The following is a 17,872-nucleotide window of genomic DNA, read 5'->3' as shown; positions in this document are numbered from 1 at the left end:
GATGAAGAATGAAGAAAGGCCTGTCATTCCTCCTCCTCTCCCTCGACCAGCTTCGGGACCCTGAGCTTGTCGAAGGGCTTCCCAATTCCTCCTTCTGCCATGGAGACCAGAGACCCTATGTCCGACCGTAAACACCATACCCGTGATGTCATCCAGATAAAGGGTCCGGATGCCCAAAATGAAGAGCGCTCTATCGTCCAGGAGGTCCCCCTTACCGTTTTCCTGAACGGGAAAGAGCTCATCACCCTGCTCACCACGGGGGATGCCAATGGGGAACTGGCTGTTGGGTTCCTTCTTTCCGAGGGGTTTCTCCAAAATAAAGAGGACCTGAAGAGCATCCGTGTAGATGACGAAGCGGGTACTGTGGAAATAGAGCTTTCAGGAGACCTTGATCTTACCGAAAAGCTCTGGGGGAAGAGGACGGTCACCTCGGGCTGCGGAAAGGGGGCCACTTTTTACCACGTTCTTGATTCCATTCAGGCCAAACCTGTGACTTCCGAACTGACCGTGAGTCCTGGTCAGGTGTACGGCCTGATGAAAGAGCTCAATCGGCTATCGGATCTTTACAGGGAGACCCGCGGTGTCCACAACAGCGCTTTGGCTGATGGGGAAGAGGTACTGGTTTTCAGGGACGATATTGGAAGGCACAACGCTGTGGACAAAATACGGGGGGCTTGTTTCCTGGAGGATATTCCCCTGGGAGATAAATCCCTTGTTACCACGGGCAGGATGTCTTCGGAGATCGTGGTCAAGGTGGCCAAAATGGGGGTCCCTATCCTGATCTCTCGCTCAGCGCCCACAAGCCTCGCCCTGGATCTTGCAGAGCGCATAGGTCTGACGCTTATAGGCTATGTGAGGGGAAATAAAATGACCGTGTATACGGGAGCGCAGCGAGTCCTGCTTTGAGTTGGCAGGACTCGTTAGTGCAGAGTGCAGGGTGCAGAGGGGAAACAACGGATTGCGAATTGAGCATTCCGGATTGAAGATTGAAGTGTCTTGAAGCCGCTGCTTTTCGTGCTCAATGCTGAATGCGGAATTCTCAATCTTTCAGTTCTTCCAGCTCCTCCCCATCATCCGTATCCTCAATAGGTTCGGCCTCTGCTTTTCTTCTTTCCAGCAGGGGCCCCAACCATGCGAAGCGCTCAGCTTTGCGTCTTTCAGCTTCCCTTTTTGCTTTGTCTTCTTTATTTTCGGTCATATCGGGCTCCAGGTAATACCAGTATCAGTATCAGTATGAGTAGAAGTATAAGTATAAGTATAAGTTGAGGTAGAAGAAAGGGCGAAATGCTCACTTCCTAATGCTAATACTTCTACTTTTTTATTCTTTCCCTCAGGCTCTCATCAGACAAGGTCTTCTTCGTTTTTTTAGGCATCTTTTTCAGTGGGTCCCCAAGAGGGTGTTCGTGGAGACGGTTTACAAACCGCAGCACATTCCAGTCGGTTCGCTGAAGGCTTTCCTCCCCAATGTGGCTTGTGCCGTGAATGATCCTCTTCCTCAGATCCACAGCTTTGAGGATCTCCGGCCACAACTGCAGCGCCTCCAGCGGAAGGGATTCTTCCCACACATCTCCCATAGTAATGCCCGAAAAAAGTTCAATGAATCTGCCATTATCTATTCTTTCCTCCATGAGAACGTCCCTGGCCTGCTCTACGGTCCAACCCTCCCTCTTGCACGCCAGCACCAGGATCCTTCTGCGGATCGCCTCCCACAGCGCCCAGGACAAGGGGAAGGCGGTGAGACCGTCGGGCGGTTCGGCGTTGAGGGCACGCTCTGCCCCGCTTTTTAACTCCAGGAGGTATTTTGGGTTTGACATAAATCTAATCTCAAATCTCAGACCTCAAATCTCAAATGACCGGGTGCTTTTTCTGAGATGTGAGATATGAGATCTGATATCGGTTTCACCGGATGTCCCCCACCCACTTTACATGAACAGAAAAGGGAGTTTTCTGCACTTTTTCATAAAGGGTTCTGCTGGCTGTGACAAGCCGGCAATCACCATGGACCGCGACGGCAAGCCCGAGGCCATCCCCAAGGGGTAGGTCAAGGAATGCGGCGATACGCAGGGCCGGTTCCAACAGCGGTTGTGAAGGCTGGAGTTTCACAGGAACAGACTGAACAGCCTGGATGATCTGGGCTCCCTCATCGGGTGACAGTTCACCCAGGCGTACCTTGGCGGTAATGAGCCTTCCGGCGTTGAACCAAAGGGTATCCGGCGCCATCAGTTCGTTGCCGCCATCCAGAAGGCGGGCGGCAGGGTTTGAATATTCCTCCGGAAGGAACCACTTTACAGCGATACCAGGTTCTACTACAAATCGGGCCATCGGGATCTAGGTTCCCATCAGGTCAGCGCTGTCTGTGTGTTCTCTATCTCCCAGCATACGGCGTATCCTGGCCGATAATAGCGCGGCATCGAGAGATTCCATCCTGGCAGCCCCTTCCAGGATGTTTTTCAGTTCGGATTGCATGGAACGGCCGCTTCTGTGTGCCCTGGCTTTTAACATCTTGATCGTTTCGGGGGAAAGGTCTCTGACGAGGATGTTGGGCATATCGTTCCTCCTGGCATATTTGCTATCAATACGATAGCATTATTTCACTTGGAAAAAAAGGGGACAAAATTTTTGCCTTCACGCTTCACGATAAATCGACTACTGGCAACTTCCCCTCTTTCTCGTTAAAATACCCGACAGGAAACCTTCTTCAGAGCACTCCCCGGAGGGGACTATGAATCAAGGATCATCAGATCGGATACCAGTCAGTTCTCTCATTCTGTTCGCCTCTCTTGTTTTTACACTCACCACCTATTTCACCTTCAAGGTTTTGTGGAAAGTTGATATCCAGGCCCTGTGGCTTTTTGCTGTTCTCGGGCTTCAGCTCGCGGTTTTGCTCCTTGGGGGCAGCAAGGTTCTGACCCGGCTTGGCGCGGCAGCTTTATCAGCTCTCATTGCTGTGACCGTCTGTATTGGAGCTTTATTTGTTTTCTTTCCTCCCATACTGGAATTAAGGATAGCGGGCGCCGCCGGCGGAGGCACCGCACTGATTTTTATTTTGGCTTCCTTTGTTGCGGCTTCGAGAGTGGATCCGATTCCTTCTGGTGGATTTGAACCCCTTGTCATGGGAAAGATTGAGGATGACCAGACGGCTGAACTGATTAAATATGGGGCAGTCCAGGCTACTGATCCCATCGACACGCAAGAATCACCCCTGTTTGAAGAGTCAGACGAAGAGATATTTGAAGTGGGACAGTCTGTCCAGAAGGGAGCTGAACCGCCTCCCAATGTTAAAGAGACGGTTTACGAGTTTGATGAACTTTCCGAGAGCAAACTGGGGTTGTCCCTGGGGGTAGAGGAAAGTGTTCATGGGCCAGCCTTTGTGGCTCTTGACGAGGAGATCGTGACATCACAGATGGATGAGGTCCTGTCCCCCGAAATATTAGATGCTTCATCAGAACCCTATCCTGGGGATGAACTTGTCATACCTGAGGACTGGGTCGAGGAGACAGCCCGATACATGGCATTTGAGACGGCTGTTGATACGGCCATTGATATACCAGAGACTAAACCAGAAGGTACGGATGTCGCCAGAGCAGTCGGTGGGGTGCCCCTCGGGAAAAGGCCTGTAACCACTGGAAGTATACCGGGTTCTGGAATGAGGACCCGCTACAAGGTTCTTGATGCAGCAACGGGGGAGCATTACGAGACCTACTTTGGTGATGAAGGGTTTTCTACCCTGGATCCGGTTTCCCTGTCTGCGCTTCTCTCTCCAAAACTGGCACCTGGTGAACTGAGGATCGTCAAACTGGATTGGTCCAACTTTGATGAGGTCGAGGTTCATATCAAGGTTGATGAGGTTGTGCCAGTGGAACTGGAAGTTGATGTTAAGGACGATATAGATGAAACGAAGATCCTTTCAGGAGAGGAAAGCCAACCGGAGATTGAAGCCGTGCCGGGATCCGAGGCAGTACCTCCCGTGGCGGAGCCGGCCCCTGAGTCACAGGATGTAAAGGCCGAGCCGGCTGCCAACTCTCCCGGTTCCCGCTACATGATCTATGATCGAAGGACAATCCAGCCCATGGGAGAATACTTCCCGGAGGGGGATCTTTCCCGCATCGATCGCCTGACCCTGTACAAGATGTTCCCGGAGTACAATTTCAAAACCTTCGAGATCGATTCCATTCGGTGGGAGGATGACGAGGTTCGGATTTTGATCAGAGGAGAGAAAAAAGATAAAAAAAGTGTCTAGGGTCTGGGGTCTAGAAATACCGAACGCAGAACGCCCCTCGACTGAGCTCGGGACAGGCAGAACGCAGGAGAAGATCAAAACCTGGAACCTTGGTCTCGACCTGGGTCTGGACATGGACTAGTCCTCCTGGCATGACCATGATAAGGATGATTATTCAGCATTGGAGCTGATACCATGAAAACGATCCTCTCTCTTCTTTCCTCCCCTCGCTTCCTGGCCGCCCTTGTGGCGGTTCTCCTGGTTCTGTCCTTCATCCCTACTGCCAACGGTCCGGCCCTGGAGGTGATTTTTTCCAACTCCGGATTGGGGAAGGTCAGCGAGGCAGCGGAAATGCACCTCGAACAGCAGCGCGAGCAGGCCCTTAAGGGGTTCCTGCTTCTTTCGGCTCTCAAGGTAGGGCTCGCTGTCCTGAAAAGTTCCGAGGTGGGTTTCATACTCAACGTCAAGGTCGGGGACCTTGCCGTAGCGGTTTACGACTACGTCGATTTCGGTTGGAAGGTCCTCCTTGCGGCCGTAGCCTACTATTACATCGCCGAATATTTACTGGACCTTGCCGCAGTCGTTAACATCTGGTTCCTGTGGGCTGCACTTGTCTGCGCACTGGCCTGGCTTCTTATTAGGGATGTAGCTCCGGATAATTCGCCTTTTAGATCCGCTTTTGCCAGGAGCAGTGTGGTCGCATCGGTTCTGGCACTACTGCTTTACATCGGTCTGCCGCTGAGCGTCGTGGGTGCCGGATGGGTATCGGATCACATAACAGGCGAACCGATAAGTGAGGCAAACAGCCTATATGAGGATATGGGTCAGACCATGCCCTCACTGCTCGAGGGTGATGGCCAGGAAGAGACGGAGGCGGTTTCATCGGGTATACAGACGTCAACGGTTACTGTGCCGGTTCCCTATGACGGTACTGATCCTGCCCTGGCACTTACAGAGAGACCGGAAGGGAGCGGTGGGAATATCTTAACCGCGCTTGTTTCCGGAGAGAAAATCAGGGAATTTAAGAAATACATTCAAAAGCGTTCAAAGGCGCTGGCCTCAGCTGTTCTGCGCCAGACGGCCGCCTACATATTCAACATCGCTGTTTTTCCACTCCTGATGATCGCTGCCCTGTATCTTGTCAGTAGATATCTGATGGGGTTAATGGGGATCAAGTGAAGGCCGTGGCAAACTGGGAACGCTTCGATCCCGCCAGCGGCGGGACTCACCGGGGGCGACCTCAGGGCAGGCGCTAAGCAGTGAACCTTAAAATCAAATCGTTCCCCATGGAAAAATAAATGAGCTCCCTTCGTCTGACGCTGGCGATCCGTCGCCAGCAGATTTAACCTTCCGCCAGACATATCCATCTTTTCCTGTAACGAAAACGCAGCTTGAATGTCTGAACTGTTAAACCGTTGCAATTCATGGCCCTGCAGGGTTGACGTGCAGCCCGAGACTGTCAGGCCGTGAAAATCCGGATATGAACGAATGGAGGTATTTAAGATGGAAAAGGCGAGATTATCAGTCAAGAAGATGCTTATGTTCTCTGGTATGGCGGTTCTCATCGCACTGGTTTTTGCCATGGCTCCTGCCATGGCAGACAGCATCAGCGGTGATGGCGTCGCGGAGGCTGCCACTGAAGCAGTGGAGGCGGGGATCTCAACTGAGTTTGTCGATGCGGCTGTTGGGAAAGCCCGCGCAGCCGGATTGGATGAGGGAGACGTTGAGGAGATGCTCGAAGACCTCAAGGAGGCCTACGAGGACGGCACCGGAGAGGATCTGAATACCATCGTTGACGATCATATCTCGGGGAATGATTCGGGTGATGATGTGGATGACGATGACGACGGCGACATGGACGACGATGACGACGGCGATGATGATGGTGACGGCGAGGATGATGGCGATGATGGTGACAGTGATGACGGGGATGACGACGACGATTAATCCTTTTTATCCCAATTTGTAAACACTCATGTTCTGGATAAAAGACCGGCCGCACCCGCATGGGGCGGCCGGTCTTTTTGAAGTAACTCTCACCTACCTGAAGTTTTAAATCTTGGATCTTAATTTATGGCATTGTATTTGTTCACAGTTTACTGTTCACTGTTCACTTTAAAAACCATGTAACGTTTTACATTCCCCGCTGTCTAGGTAAATAGTCCAGTATGGATAAAACGCAATTTCATTCCGAATATGAGCAGGTTTCCGATCAGCTCTTTACTTTTTTGTTAAGATCGGTGGGCGATCGAGACCTTGCCGCGGATCTGTTACAGGATGCGGCGTACAGGGCATACCGTTCCCGGCGCCAGTTCAGAGGGGATTCGACATTTAAAACCTGGATCTACCGCATCGCTGTAAACACCATGAAGAACAAGTGGGCCCGCGCGAAAAGGGAAAGGAACTGGTTCGAAGGGGTTCGGGATCTGGACACTGAATCCAGTCCCACTCCTGAGGAGCTTTTTACGGGAAGAGAGAGTGCCATGGAGCTTTCCCGGGTCCTTATGCTGCTTGAGGAAGGATATAGAGTGCCGTTCATGCTAAAGCACGTTGACGGACTGTCATACAGCGAGATCTCGGAAGTGCTCGGGATAGCTGTGAGCGCCGCCAGGGTCAGGGTTTACAGGGCCCGGCATGCTCTTCGAAATCTGCTCAGAGAGGATATGTCGTGAGAAATAATGACATTGTCCTGGCCAACTTGTACCTGGATGGGGAGCTTGATCTTAAAGAGGCAGATGCCTTTGAACAACGCCTCAAGTCAGATCCCGACCTGGGGATATACGTGCAGGGAATGAGGGAGTTGACAGCTTCGGCAGAAACGCTGGATGTTTACAAGGCACCCCGGGTAAGGTTGTCGGGCGGGATCAGGCTGTCTTACTTGAAAGTGGGTTCAAGACTCAGGCCGTTTTTCGCAGGTGCTGCAGTGGTTGCGGCATGCCTCCTTGTCGGGATCGGAGTGGGATTAAAGATGCTCAACCCACCTGCAGAGGGGGGCAAAATGGAGGCGTTCAGGATCGTCTATTATGCCCCGGGTGCGGGCTCCGTTTCAGTGCTGGGTGATTTCAACGGCTGGACAGGTGAGATCCCTTTAAAACAAAGAGGAGAAGGTGGATACTGGCTGGTGGAACTTAACGTCGAGCCGGGTGAATACAGGTATGTTCTCATGGTCGATGGCAAGGAGCGGCCCGGAGATCCGCTAGCGGATTATGTTGTCGATGACGACTTCGGCTCAAAAAATTCGGTGGCCAGGATCGGTCTATAAGATGGTTTTGAGGCTTCTGGCAGTGCTTGTGGTCCTGGGACCGATCGCCGCCTGCTCCCACATTCCGGCGGAGCGTTCCCCTTCTGACGTGACGAACAGTACGGTCAGGGAGTTAAAGGATAAGGGAGTCGTGCGTTTTTCCATCCATTCGCCCGAGGCGGATGGGGTGACGCTCGTACTTATGAGGACTTTTGTTGCCTCACCAGTCACCTTTGAGGCGCAGGCCAGCCAGAGACCAGACGGTACCTGGACAGCGGAACTGGACCTCATGCCGGGAGATTACAGGTACTTCTTTGTCGTGGATGGATCGGTAACGGTTGAAAAGGGACGGGGAAGAGTTGAACAGGACGATTTTGGAGGCGTAACGGGTGTTCTGAGCGTGCACAGGACACCGGAAGGAGCTTTGAGGATATTTTGACAGATTCGGTCGAAAAGCCGGGAAGGCGGGAGGATAGAAGAATGAAGAATCGGTCCCGGATCGTTATTCGGATAAAAATGTCTCTTTGTCTCCCTGCTGTCCTGATCTTGTTGTCGATGACAGTAGTGCCTGGATGGTCGGCGGCCATTTCCCAGGAACTCAAGATGACGATCATGAACCGCATGCCTGTAGCTGTGGAAAGGGGCATGGTTCTTCAGAGTGCTGCCAGGGCTGTTGAGAATGGATATCCGGAAGATCGCCTTGCACCCGTGATCGAAAAGTCCCTTGACAGCCACGTTAGTCCGGATGCTCTTTCGAAAATGATCGATACCCTGGATGCGGCCCGGGGAAAAGGCCTGCCGACTCAACCTTACGCCGAGAAGATCATGGAGGGGCTCGCTAAAAAAGTCAGTGAGGACCGGATCCTGGCGGCCTTGAAAAAGGTCGGTGAGCGCCTTGAATATTCCGCTGCCCAGGCCGAAAAGGTCGAGGGGAAAGGTGATTCCTCCCGGACCCTGATCGTGAGGACCAGCGATGCCATCGCTGCCGGGATGAACAAAAGGGACATTGAGAGGGTCTATGAGACCATGGCCAAGGACAGGATCAACCGAAAAATAGAACCCGAGGACATCATGGAGATGGTCAAGGCGGCCAGCGGTTACGGCGTAGATTCAGGCTCGGTGGGTGACTACGCTATCTCCCTCATGAAGAACAAAAAAGCGGACCTGAATGACATCAGGGATTACCTCCAAAGACTGGCAGAAAATTTCCACCGCCGCGGAAGCGGCATCGGTTCGGGCGATGCCGGAGATCGTCATTGGGACCAGGCGGATGATGAAACGAAAGATGATGGTGACGATGATGGCGATGATGGTGGTAGCGATGATGGCGATGATGGTGGCGGTGATACGGAACAAGAGGATGAACCCGGGGATGAAGATAGTGAGCCGGACGATGATGAGTCGGAGGAAGAAGGACACTGATATTTTTCCAATGGAAAGATCCAAATGGAGACTTGAGGGTCATCAGGGATCGAGCAGTATGCGTTAACGGCTGTTCCAGCCTTACACCCTGGATATATGGATTTATTCTGGTGTAATATGATAGCAGTATTTATGGACAATATCTGATGAGAAAAGTTTTGAAAGAATGACCGGTGGGGAGGAAAGAGGAAATGGCTGAAAAAGGAAGGGATGAAAGACGCACCGGGACACCTGACAGGCGGGGCAGCCAGATGGATCGGCGCCAGTTCATCGATATCGGTTGGATGATGGAAGATGAGAGAAGGGTCACCCCACGGACCGCAGACTGGGTTCGAAAGACCGGAGAAAGTAAAGACAGAAAACAGAAGAGGGTGATTAGATGGCCCGTCTATTTTTGTGATCGGCACCTGAAAACCGAAACCCCAAACGTGAAATCCCGATCCCTGAACCCATCAGCTAAACGTTAGCTCAGTCTGCTGGTTCCTGCTTTTACTCCTGCTTCTGCTTCTCTCTTACTTTTCATCTATACTTGATCTATGGACTCCCAGATATCTCCTGTTACACTTTTCAACCTGGTGGCTGTCCTGTCCAAGGCAATGGACCTGGTAAGTCCCCTGGTTGTGGATCACCACAAGCGTACAGCCTGGTTTGCGGTCCACCTGGCTGAGGAGATGGGGTTAAGAGGAAAATGGATAAACGAGATCCTTTTTTCCGCCCTTCTCCACGACATAGGAGCTTTCTCTCTCCAGGAGCGCCTTGATACACTTCAATTCGAGTTCAAGAACCCTCACCATCACGCCTGCCTGGGTTACAGTCTGCTCAAGGACATGGAATTTTTCAGCCAGGAGGCGAAGATCATTCTTGCCCACCACACCTGGTGGAAACCGGAACAAGATGAAGACATCGGTGGTGAGCGGGTTCCCGTGAGCAGTCACGTGCTCCATCTTGCTGACAGAGTGGCTATCCTTCTGGGGGAGGATGGTAATGTTCCTGACAGGACCGAGGATGTACTGGGTCCGATCAAGGCAAGAAAGGGGACCGTCTTCATGCCAGAGGCCGTTGACGCCCTTCTGGGTGCGGCCCATAAAGAGGAGTTCTGGTTGGGTGCCATGCAGCCGGATCTGGAGGATCAACTGCGTCTGAAGGTCGACCCCAGGTTTCTGGAAATGGGACCCATTGATCTTGAACCGGTGGCCCGTACCTTTGCCCGGATCATTGATTACCGAAGCCATTTCACGGCGACACACTCTGCAGCGGTTGCCTATATCGCTGAGGTCCTGGCAAGGTATCTGGGGTTTTCCGAAAATAACTGTAAAACCATGAAAATCGCTGGTTATCTGCATGATCTGGGTAAGATCGCCATCCCCACCGAGATCCTGGAAAAGGCGGGACGTCTGGACACGGGAGAATATCACCGGGTTCAGAATCACGTGGTACACACAAGGAACCTTCTGGAAAAAGTTCCTGAGCTCGGCTACGGGATACGCTGGGCATCTGAGCACCACGAGAGGCTCAACGGCAGCGGATACCCGGAGCACTCCGAGGGAGGTGAGATCGCATTCGGTTCCCGGGTGCTGGCCATGGCCGATGTCTTCGCAGCGGTCACCGAAGACAGGCCCTACCGAAAGGGTGTTGACCGGGCGAAGGCTCTTCGCTTACTCGGCCGCTTGACAAAGGAGGGGTATCTGGACTCCGAGATCTTTCAGGTTGTTAAGGATAATTTCGATGAATTAAGCCGGGTACGGGCCACCGCCCAGACGGATAGCCTAGAGGACCACAGGTTGCGCATGGAGTGCTTTGATGAAATGGGGTAGAATTTCCAAAAACCGGAATATAGAATTCAGGACGCAGGACGCAGGGGAGGCTCATTTTTACGCTGAACTGGTCTATTCATCTGTGTTCAACTCTCAATTTCATACCCCCATACCCCCATACCTTCACTTCCCCTTCCTCAGGCTTGGAAAGTGGAACAGTTTTGTTCCGCCAACCGGGTGCGGCCCTGGTGAGCTGACCGAACGCAGATCCTCGACAGTGTAATAAGCCAGGGGGTTGGTCGATTTTATCAACTTCACCATGGCGGGCAGCGCTTTGCGCTTAAGTATTGTGAAAAGGATCTTGACTGGCCCTCGGCCGCCTTCCGCGTCCACTGAGGTGACGACAAAGTTCGCCTTTCGGAGGTTTTCCTCCAATGCTGTACCATCCTTTTGGGTGATTATCCGGACAACGAGATATCCCATCGCGAGCTGCCTTTCGATGGTGATCCCGATATAATTACCCACGGCATAACCGCTGGCGTAGGCCCCGTAATTGATCCAGTTCCCGAGGTTGGACATGATCTGGCCAATGGCGAAAAGCCATATGAGGATCTCGAAAAAACCGGCGGCAGCGGCAACAAACCTGAATCCCCTGGACACGAATATGATCCGCATCGTACCGATGGTGACATCCGATACCCTGGCGAGAAAGATGAGAAATGGAAGGATCGCCAGGGAGAATAACTGGGAGTCCAGGAAAGCGGTATCTGTCATTACGGTTCCTTTCAGAGTGGTGTTCAATCGGACAATATGTCCTAACATAAAAATATTTTTTTTGCGGAGATAAAACATCAGGGACGGTTAATGCCGGATAAAAAAAGGGCCAATTGACATGGATGTGCTTTAAATTTATCTGTATGGAGGTACTGGAGTTCTTGGGGGACAAGTTAATCAGGTGCTATAATGGGCCGTGCCTCGAACTCCGAATCTCAAACTGTAAACTCTGGACTTTCTTTCGAGATATTGATATGAAGCAGAGAAAACTGGGTACACAGGGTCTGACCGTATCTGCCTTGGGTCTTGGCTGCATGGGCATGTCGGAATTTTACGGGAAGGCCGATGAACAGCAGTCCATTGCGACCATCCACCGTGCCCTGGAGCTGGGCATCAATTTTCTGGACACCTCGGATATGTACGGCATGGGACACAACGAGGCACTCCTTCGCAAGGCAGTAGCCGGTAAGAGGAATCAGTTCGTCATAGCCACAAAGTTCGGTGTCCTGCGCGGTGACGACGGCTCCTTTACCGGTGTTTCGGGGCGGCCGGATCATGTGCGAAGGGCCTGCGAGGGGAGCCTCCTGCGCTTGGGGACGGACCACATCGACCTTTATTACCAGCACAGGGTGGACAGGGAGGTCCCCATAGAGGATACGGTGGGAGAAATGTCCCGTCTTGTGGAGGAGGGCAAGGTGGTCTACCTCGGGATGAGCGAGGCCGGGCCCGAGAACCTTTAACGCGCCTCGAGGATTCATCCCATCTCGGCTTTGCAGACCGAGTATTTTTTCTGGACCCGTGACCCGGAGGAGAAAGTCATCCCCACCTGCCGGGAGTTGGGGATCGGCTTTGTGCCCTACAGCCCCCTGGGCAGGGCTTTTCTCGCCGGCAGGATAATTGACCGGGATGGTTACGCGAAGGAGGGAGATGCCCGCGGTGTCCGTTTCCCCAGGTTCCAGGGAGAAAATTTTGATAGAAACATGAAACTGGTTCAGGAACTCAGGAGCGTAGCCGAAAACAGGGGCTGCACTCCCGGCCAGATGGCCTTGGCATGGGTCCTCGGGCAGGGCCAGGATATGGTCCCGATCCCGGGAACGACCAGGATGAAACATCTTGAGGAGAACGCGGCGGCGGCCGACATCGTTCTGTCAGTGGACGAACTGAAAGAGTTGGCTGACCTCTTTCCGGTTGGTGTCGCTGCGGGGGACCGGTACTTTGAACACGGGATGAAGATGATAGATGAATAATGCAGTGCAGTAGTGCAAAAGTGCAGTAGTGCACTCATGCACTGGTTTACCTGCACTTATGCACTGAAATGTTGGACTTTTTGGAGGTTTGCTTATGACCCATACAGACAAACAGATCGAGCTGTGCGAAACCAGCCGCTGGGATTTCTCCGACCTGTCGGCCCTGTTCCTTAACTGTACTTTGAAAAAAACACCTGAGATGTCCCATACAGAGGGGCTTATCCGGATGTCCATGGGCATCATGGAAAAAAGCGGGGTCAAGGTGGAATCCCTCCGGCCGGTGGACTTCAACGTTGCCAGCGGTGTTTATCCCGATATGACTGAACACGGCTGGGATGCGGATGACTGGCCCAGGATCTATGCTAAGGTCAAGGCTGCGGATATCCTGGTCATCACCTCCCCCATCTGGCTGGGAGAAAAATCTTCCATCTGTACCAGGATCATTGAGCGCCTTTACGGCTCCTCGGGGGATCTCAATGAACATGGCCAGTATTCCTATTACGGGCGCGTGGGCGGTTGCCTCATCACGGGAAACGAAGATGGAGCAAAACACTGCGCCATGAACATCCTTTACTCCCTGCAGCACCTGGGTTACGTGATCCCTCCCCAGGCGGACGCCGCCTGGCTGGGGGGAGTGGGACCGGGACCATCCTACCTGGATCCTGGTTCGGGAGGGCCCCAAAACGATTTTACCAACCGGAACACGACCTTCATGACCTGGAACCTCATGCACATGGCCCGTATGATCAGGGATGCTGGCGGGATCCCTGATCACGGAAATCAGCGCTCCAAGTGGGATGCCGGCTGCCATTTCGGCAATCCGAACCCGGAGTATCGGTAGGGTGGAGTATAAGTATAAGTGGAACGTGGAGAGGTTAACCTGGTAACTGGATCCTGAACCTGGATTTGTCTATTTCTTGAACGTTGACTTAAGTCATTGGTCTGTCCTTCACCAAAACTATGGCTAGAGGGCATTGCCATCGATTCCGACCTTGTCAAGTGGCTGGCGGGCACTATTCTGGTGCTCCGGGTCGTCCTGAGATTTCCCGTTACTGCGTCCGGATGGAAGAGGTGGATGAAGGGAAAATAAAGTGTCTGGTGTCTAGTTCTAGTGTCTAGATTTTCACCTCAAACCTCAAACCTCAAACTTTACTTTTCCTCTTCCAGCACATACAGCAGCTGTCCTTCGATCACAGAGTCGTTTAACTGAATACAGATCTCTGCAATATGCCCTGTGAGGGTAGCCGCTATGACGTTCTCCATTTTCATGGCTTCGATATTGGCTATTTCCTCGCCCTCATGAACGATATCCCCCACGGCAAGGTCCCCACGTTTGGGGTTCCCGAGCCTCCAGATCGATCCGGTGATGGGTGATCCCACCTCGTTAGCTGCCCGGGCCATGCGGATCTCGGTTTTGACTACCCGCGGGGTCTCAACTGTAAATACCCTTGTCTGATTGTTGATCCTGAGGACCACGGAGATGTATCCTTCATGCTCCTCCCCTACAGAGACCATCTCCACGGTGTGGGGTTTGTCCATCATGGTAAAGTCCACCGTGTCTCCGGGTTTTTCCAGGCCCGAATGCCAGACGCTGGTAGGCAGGACCATGGAGGCTTCACCGTACTCCTCCCGGAAGTGGATCATATCCACCGTGTCCTTGGGGTGCATGAGGTAGAGGATGAACTCCTCCTCGGTGGGTTCCCACTCCAGCTTTGCCGCCAGGTCGGCGCGCACCGCATCGAGGTCCTCGTCCCGGGTCGAGTCCAGTGGTGATGCATCGCTCCTCTCTGCAAGCTTTTCCTTCCATTGCTCACCGAATACGCTCTCGTAGACCCAGTCGGCCGGCCAACCGGCCGGAAGCTTTCCGTACCCTCCCTGGATGAGGTTCTTGAAGTCGCCAGGCGCCGTGACAAAGAACTCCATGAGCTCTGCTTTTTCTTCCGGTTCCAGCCTCTCCAGATCCTGGTCTACCTCCTCTGTGAACCTGGTGAGTAGAGCGATGAGACGGTGGACGCCTGCAATTCCAAACTCCTTGGCGTACCGGTTCACGGTGCCGCTGCAGGTGACCCAGGTCATCTGGGAACCTGGCGTCACATCGAAATAATGCACAATGCGGTTATAAAGGGACATGACCTTCAGGATCATGGGCATAAGGTGGAGAAATCCGCCCTGCTCGGCCTGTTCGAATGAACTGGGGAAGGCCCCGCCGGGCATCCGGTGCTGGACTACCGTGTGGTCCGTCCCCTTGAAGGGCGACTCCGCCCAACCGTACTGCCGGATCCACTCACGGGCCGTTTGGACGGCTGCTTCGGTCTCGGGACGGTTCAGGTGCACCGGGATCCCGGCTTCTTCCAGGTAGGCATGGAGGGAGAGGATGGGCGGCTGACCGTAGAATCTCGTTAGAGAGTCCTCCTGGGCGTCGAGCAGTTTGGCCCCCGCCTGTGCCGCGGCAAGCAGTGCGGGAAGCCCGAGGCCGTCGGTGGAGTGGCGGTGGTACTGGATCACCATTTCCGGGTATTTCTGCAGCATGGTGTCCACAAGCTCCCGGATCCTCTCGGGGCTTCCAACGCCGGCCATGTCCTTGATGCACATGACGATCTCATCGACACCTCCGCACAGGTCCACCATGTCGTTGACCACATTGATGTAGTATTCGTTGGTGGCCCAGTCGGCCTGGGTAAAGGAAACTGCAGGCTGGAAATGGAGACCTCTTTCCATGACCACCTCACAGATGGTGCGCATGTTCCTGACGTCGTTGAGAAAGGAAAAACATCGCCAGATGTCGATATCAACCTGGGATATCACGAAGTTTATGACGTTTTTGGGGTAGGGCCGGTAGCCCCAGAGGCTGGTTTCCCGCACGAGGGTCTGCAGGAGGACGTTGGGCATTTTCTCCCTTAAAATGGCTGTTTCTTCGAAAGGGCTCTCCCGGCGGTTCATGATCCCCACGTGCCAGCGGGCGCCGCCATGGACCTCGGCGCTGAACAGGTCCATACGTTCATAGTAGGGCGCCAGGGTCTCGAGGTCGTGGATCCTCAGTCGATTCTTAAAGTCTGACTGCCCCGCATCCCTCATGCCGGTGGAGGTGATACCCACCCCCGGGAGGGAGCGCACCTTGTTTATGAGGTCTCTCGGGGACATGCCGGGCCTGAACATATTTTTGTTACTCATGATTATTCCTTATATCCAGGACCGCGGCCCCAGAGCTGATACCTCTGCCAGGTATTGGGCTATCTTCAGAAGTTCGTCTTCCGCTGTGGGTTCGCGGAACGTCTTGATGAGTTCCTTGATGTTTTCGTCGATAAAGCTGGTAGAAAAATCTCCCGCCCGGAAAGCCGGGTGGCGAATGATGCTTATAAGGAGGGGTTTAAGAGTTTTGACACCCTCCACTCTCAGGCTTCTGCCCAGTGCCCGGTCCATGACATTGAGGGCGTCCTCCCTGTCGTGCCCGGCACTCATGATGAGCATGAGAAGGGAATCGTAGTAGGGCGGGACCGATGCGCCCTGGTAGATCCCCGAGGCCACCCTTACGTTGGGACCTTCGGGTGTGCGCAGGCGGGAGATCCTGCCGAAGGATGGCCCCAGAGTTTCAGGGTCCTCGGCGTTGAGACGCACCTCCATGGCCCACCTGTTGGGTTTGATGTCCTCCTGGCTGATCTGAAGGGTCTTGCCCTCGGCCGCGTCGATCATCAGGCTAACCAGATCGTATCCGGTGATAAGCTCTGTTATGCCGTGCTCCACCTGAAGTCTCGTATTGACCTCCAGGAAGTAGTACTTGTTGGTAGCCGAATCGAGTATGAACTCCACTGTACCCACCGAATGATAGCCCATTGCTTTCGTCAGGTTAACGGCCTGGGCGCACATCTCCTGGCGCAGATCCTCACTGAGGGAAGGGGAGGGGGCCTCTTCCAGCACTTTCTGGTTGCGCCTCTGGATAGTGCACTCCCTCTCGTAAAGGTGGACCGTGTTGCCGGCCTGGTCGGCCAGGACCTGGATCTCTATGTGCCGGGCGTTCTCAATGAATTTTTCAAGAATGAGATCTCCGTTGCCGAAGGCTTTTTCCGCTTCGGAACTGGCCTGGTTGACGGCCTGCTCCATCTCCTCGGGACGGTCAACCCGGACGAGTCCTCGACCTCCCCCACCAGCCACCGCTTTGATCATGATGGGATAGTCAACACCCGAATCGTCCATCCACTTCAAGGCGTCTGCAGCGGAGGTGACCTCCTCCGTTCCTGGGATGACCGGGACACCGGCCTTGATGGCAACTTTCCTGGCCTGTGCCTTGTCACCCATTCCTTCTATTACCTCGGGTGGCGGGCCCACCCATATGAGTCCGGCGTCCATGACCATTCGGGCGAAGGCCGCGTTTTCCGCCAGGAAACCCCAGCCGGGGTGGATGGCGTTGGAGCCGGTTTCCAGGGCCGCCTGAAGGATCTTCTCCATGTTCAGGTAGGATTCAACCGGTGGCGCTTCCCCGATGTGGACCGATTTGTCTGCCATGAAAACATGGTGTCCCAGCCGGTCAGGGGTACTATAGACAGCTGTCGTGGGGATCTTCCTGTCCCGGCAGGTGTGCATGATCCTCACCGCAGCGACACCCCGGTTGGCCACCAGTAGCCGTTGGATCTTTTTGGTACCGCTCACCTTGTTTCTCCTTCCGTGGCCGGGTCTGTAGATCTTGACCGCAACCTGGGCGAGGAACGCCGAATCCTTCGGCTTCCCTGAGATGTCCCGGAACTGTGCTGCCTGTCGATGATTGGCTCAGTACAGGGGTCTTGGTCCTGGCCGGGTTCCTGGTCGAGCAAGTCGGAATTGCCCCGGGAATTTGAAGCAATGATTGAGGCAATAATTCATAAGATGTTAATTGGTCTGACCACGGAAATCAAGGGGGAAAATGGAGTGAAGGCATTCACGATTAAATAGTTGATGACTTCGCAAAAAGTCATCAACGCGCCCCGAGGGGGGCGCCCGGATCAATGACTGTCGATATACTAATCAGTGCGCAAGATAGTTTGCAAATAGCGCGAATTCAGGCTCTTCCGGGAAATGAGTACCCGGGTCATTCCGGTTCCTGTAAAAGCGGTAAAGGCTGCCTCTCGCAGGGACGCAGAGCCGCAGAGAAAACCTGCTCCGTTTGTCACGGCGTAGTCTAAAAGACGAAGACGGGCCTGCCACGGCGTAGTCTAAAAGACGAAGACGGGCCTGCCACGGCGTA

The 17,872-nt window shown here is 53.7% G+C and carries 19 protein-coding genes and 1 pseudogene; 13 read left to right on the top strand and 7 right to left on the bottom strand.

Going from position 1 to position 17,872, the window contains the following annotated elements:
* Positions 1-8 precede the first annotated feature (8 nt).
* Positions 9-131, top strand: coding sequence for a hypothetical protein (locus P1S59_07415; protein MDF1526079.1), 123 nt, complete (start codon positions 9-11; stop codon positions 129-131).
* Positions 118-906, top strand: a complete 789-nt coding sequence (gene fdhD, locus P1S59_07410) for a formate dehydrogenase accessory sulfurtransferase FdhD (GenBank protein MDF1526078.1) — start codon at positions 118-120, stop codon at positions 904-906. Before P1S59_07415 ends, fdhD begins: the two co-directional genes overlap by 14 nt.
* A gap of 133 nt (positions 907-1,039) precedes the next feature.
* Here the strand turns inward: fdhD and P1S59_07405 are convergent, their stop codons facing one another.
* The 4 genes from P1S59_07405 to P1S59_07390 form a co-directional block, all read right to left on the bottom strand.
* A complete protein-coding gene (locus tag P1S59_07405; GenBank protein ID MDF1526077.1) occupies positions 1,040-1,198 on the bottom strand; it encodes a hypothetical protein in 159 nt (52 codons plus the stop codon).
* Between the two features lie 112 nt (positions 1,199-1,310).
* The gene (locus tag P1S59_07400; protein ID MDF1526076.1) at positions 1,311-1,814 is read right to left on the bottom strand and encodes a hypothetical protein; all 504 of its coding nucleotides are present in this window, start codon (positions 1,812-1,814) and stop codon (positions 1,311-1,313) included.
* 85 nt (positions 1,815-1,899) lie between these two features.
* Complete coding sequence (locus P1S59_07395; protein MDF1526075.1) at positions 1,900-2,322, bottom strand: type II toxin-antitoxin system VapC family toxin; 423 nt, start codon at positions 2,320-2,322, stop codon at positions 1,900-1,902.
* 6 nt (positions 2,323-2,328) lie between these two features.
* Positions 2,329-2,547 (bottom strand): hypothetical protein, encoded by a 219-nt coding sequence (locus P1S59_07390; protein ID MDF1526074.1) that lies wholly within the window; start codon positions 2,545-2,547, stop codon positions 2,329-2,331.
* A gap of 175 nt (positions 2,548-2,722) precedes the next feature.
* On the opposite strand from P1S59_07390, the gene P1S59_07385 reads away from it, so the two are divergent.
* The 9 genes from P1S59_07385 to P1S59_07345 all read left to right on the top strand — a co-directional run bounded on the left by P1S59_07385 (position 2,723) and on the right by P1S59_07345 (position 10,696).
* A complete protein-coding gene (locus tag P1S59_07385; GenBank protein ID MDF1526073.1) occupies positions 2,723-4,240 on the top strand; it encodes a hypothetical protein in 1,518 nt (505 codons plus the stop codon).
* Positions 4,241-4,414: 174 nt separating this feature from the next.
* The gene (locus tag P1S59_07380) at positions 4,415-5,398 is read left to right on the top strand and encodes a hypothetical protein (protein MDF1526072.1); all 984 of its coding nucleotides are present in this window, start codon (positions 4,415-4,417) and stop codon (positions 5,396-5,398) included.
* A 324-nt stretch (positions 5,399-5,722) separates the two neighbouring features.
* Positions 5,723-6,166 carry a hypothetical protein gene (locus P1S59_07375; protein ID MDF1526071.1) on the top strand — a complete coding sequence of 148 codons (444 nt, stop codon included), beginning with the start codon at positions 5,723-5,725 and terminating at the stop codon, positions 6,164-6,166.
* Between the two features lie 221 nt (positions 6,167-6,387).
* Positions 6,388-6,891: an RNA polymerase sigma factor gene (locus tag P1S59_07370; GenBank protein ID MDF1526070.1), complete on the top strand. Its 504-nt coding sequence runs from the start codon at positions 6,388-6,390 to the stop codon at positions 6,889-6,891.
* Positions 6,888-7,481 carry a hypothetical protein gene (locus P1S59_07365; GenBank protein ID MDF1526069.1) on the top strand — a complete coding sequence of 198 codons (594 nt, stop codon included), beginning with the start codon at positions 6,888-6,890 and terminating at the stop codon, positions 7,479-7,481. The genes P1S59_07370 and P1S59_07365 overlap by 4 nt, the downstream gene beginning before the upstream one ends.
* 1 nt (position 7,482) lies before the next feature.
* Entirely contained in the window at positions 7,483-7,899 is a 417-nt protein-coding gene (locus tag P1S59_07360) for a hypothetical protein (GenBank protein ID MDF1526068.1), read from the top strand.
* Between the two features lie 41 nt (positions 7,900-7,940).
* Complete coding sequence (locus P1S59_07355) at positions 7,941-8,882, top strand: hypothetical protein (protein MDF1526067.1); 942 nt, start codon at positions 7,941-7,943, stop codon at positions 8,880-8,882.
* Positions 8,883-9,073: 191 nt separating this feature from the next.
* Positions 9,074-9,349, top strand: coding sequence for a hypothetical protein (locus P1S59_07350; GenBank protein MDF1526066.1), 276 nt, complete (start codon positions 9,074-9,076; stop codon positions 9,347-9,349).
* 69 nt (positions 9,350-9,418) lie between these two features.
* Positions 9,419-10,696 (top strand): HD domain-containing protein, encoded by a 1,278-nt coding sequence (locus P1S59_07345; protein MDF1526065.1) that lies wholly within the window; start codon positions 9,419-9,421, stop codon positions 10,694-10,696.
* 123 nt (positions 10,697-10,819) lie between these two features.
* Here the strand turns inward: P1S59_07345 and P1S59_07340 are convergent, their stop codons facing one another.
* Positions 10,820-11,410, bottom strand: a complete 591-nt coding sequence (locus P1S59_07340; GenBank protein ID MDF1526064.1) for a DUF2179 domain-containing protein — start codon at positions 11,408-11,410, stop codon at positions 10,820-10,822.
* Positions 11,411-11,664: 254 nt separating this feature from the next.
* Here P1S59_07340 and P1S59_07335 point away from each other — a divergent pair.
* A pseudogene (locus P1S59_07335) lies at positions 11,665-12,657 on the top strand (aldo/keto reductase).
* A 94-nt stretch (positions 12,658-12,751) separates the two neighbouring features.
* The gene (locus tag P1S59_07330) at positions 12,752-13,498 is read left to right on the top strand and encodes an NAD(P)H-dependent oxidoreductase (GenBank protein ID MDF1526063.1); all 747 of its coding nucleotides are present in this window, start codon (positions 12,752-12,754) and stop codon (positions 13,496-13,498) included.
* A 308-nt stretch (positions 13,499-13,806) separates the two neighbouring features.
* On the opposite strand, the gene P1S59_07325 is transcribed toward P1S59_07330, so the two are convergent.
* Both P1S59_07325 and P1S59_07320 read right to left on the bottom strand, forming a co-directional pair.
* A complete protein-coding gene (locus P1S59_07325; GenBank protein ID MDF1526062.1) occupies positions 13,807-15,828 on the bottom strand; it encodes a biotin attachment protein in 2,022 nt (673 codons plus the stop codon).
* 9 nt (positions 15,829-15,837) lie between these two features.
* Entirely contained in the window at positions 15,838-17,235 is a 1,398-nt protein-coding gene (locus P1S59_07320) for a biotin carboxylase N-terminal domain-containing protein (GenBank protein MDF1526061.1), read from the bottom strand.
* Between the last annotated feature and the right edge of the window lie 637 nt (positions 17,236-17,872).

The organism is bacterium, from assembly GCA_029210965.1.
Taxonomy (GTDB): domain Bacteria; phylum BMS3Abin14; class BMS3Abin14; order BMS3Abin14; family BMS3Abin14; genus JALHUC01.
This window is presented reverse-complemented; position numbering and strand designations above follow the sequence as displayed.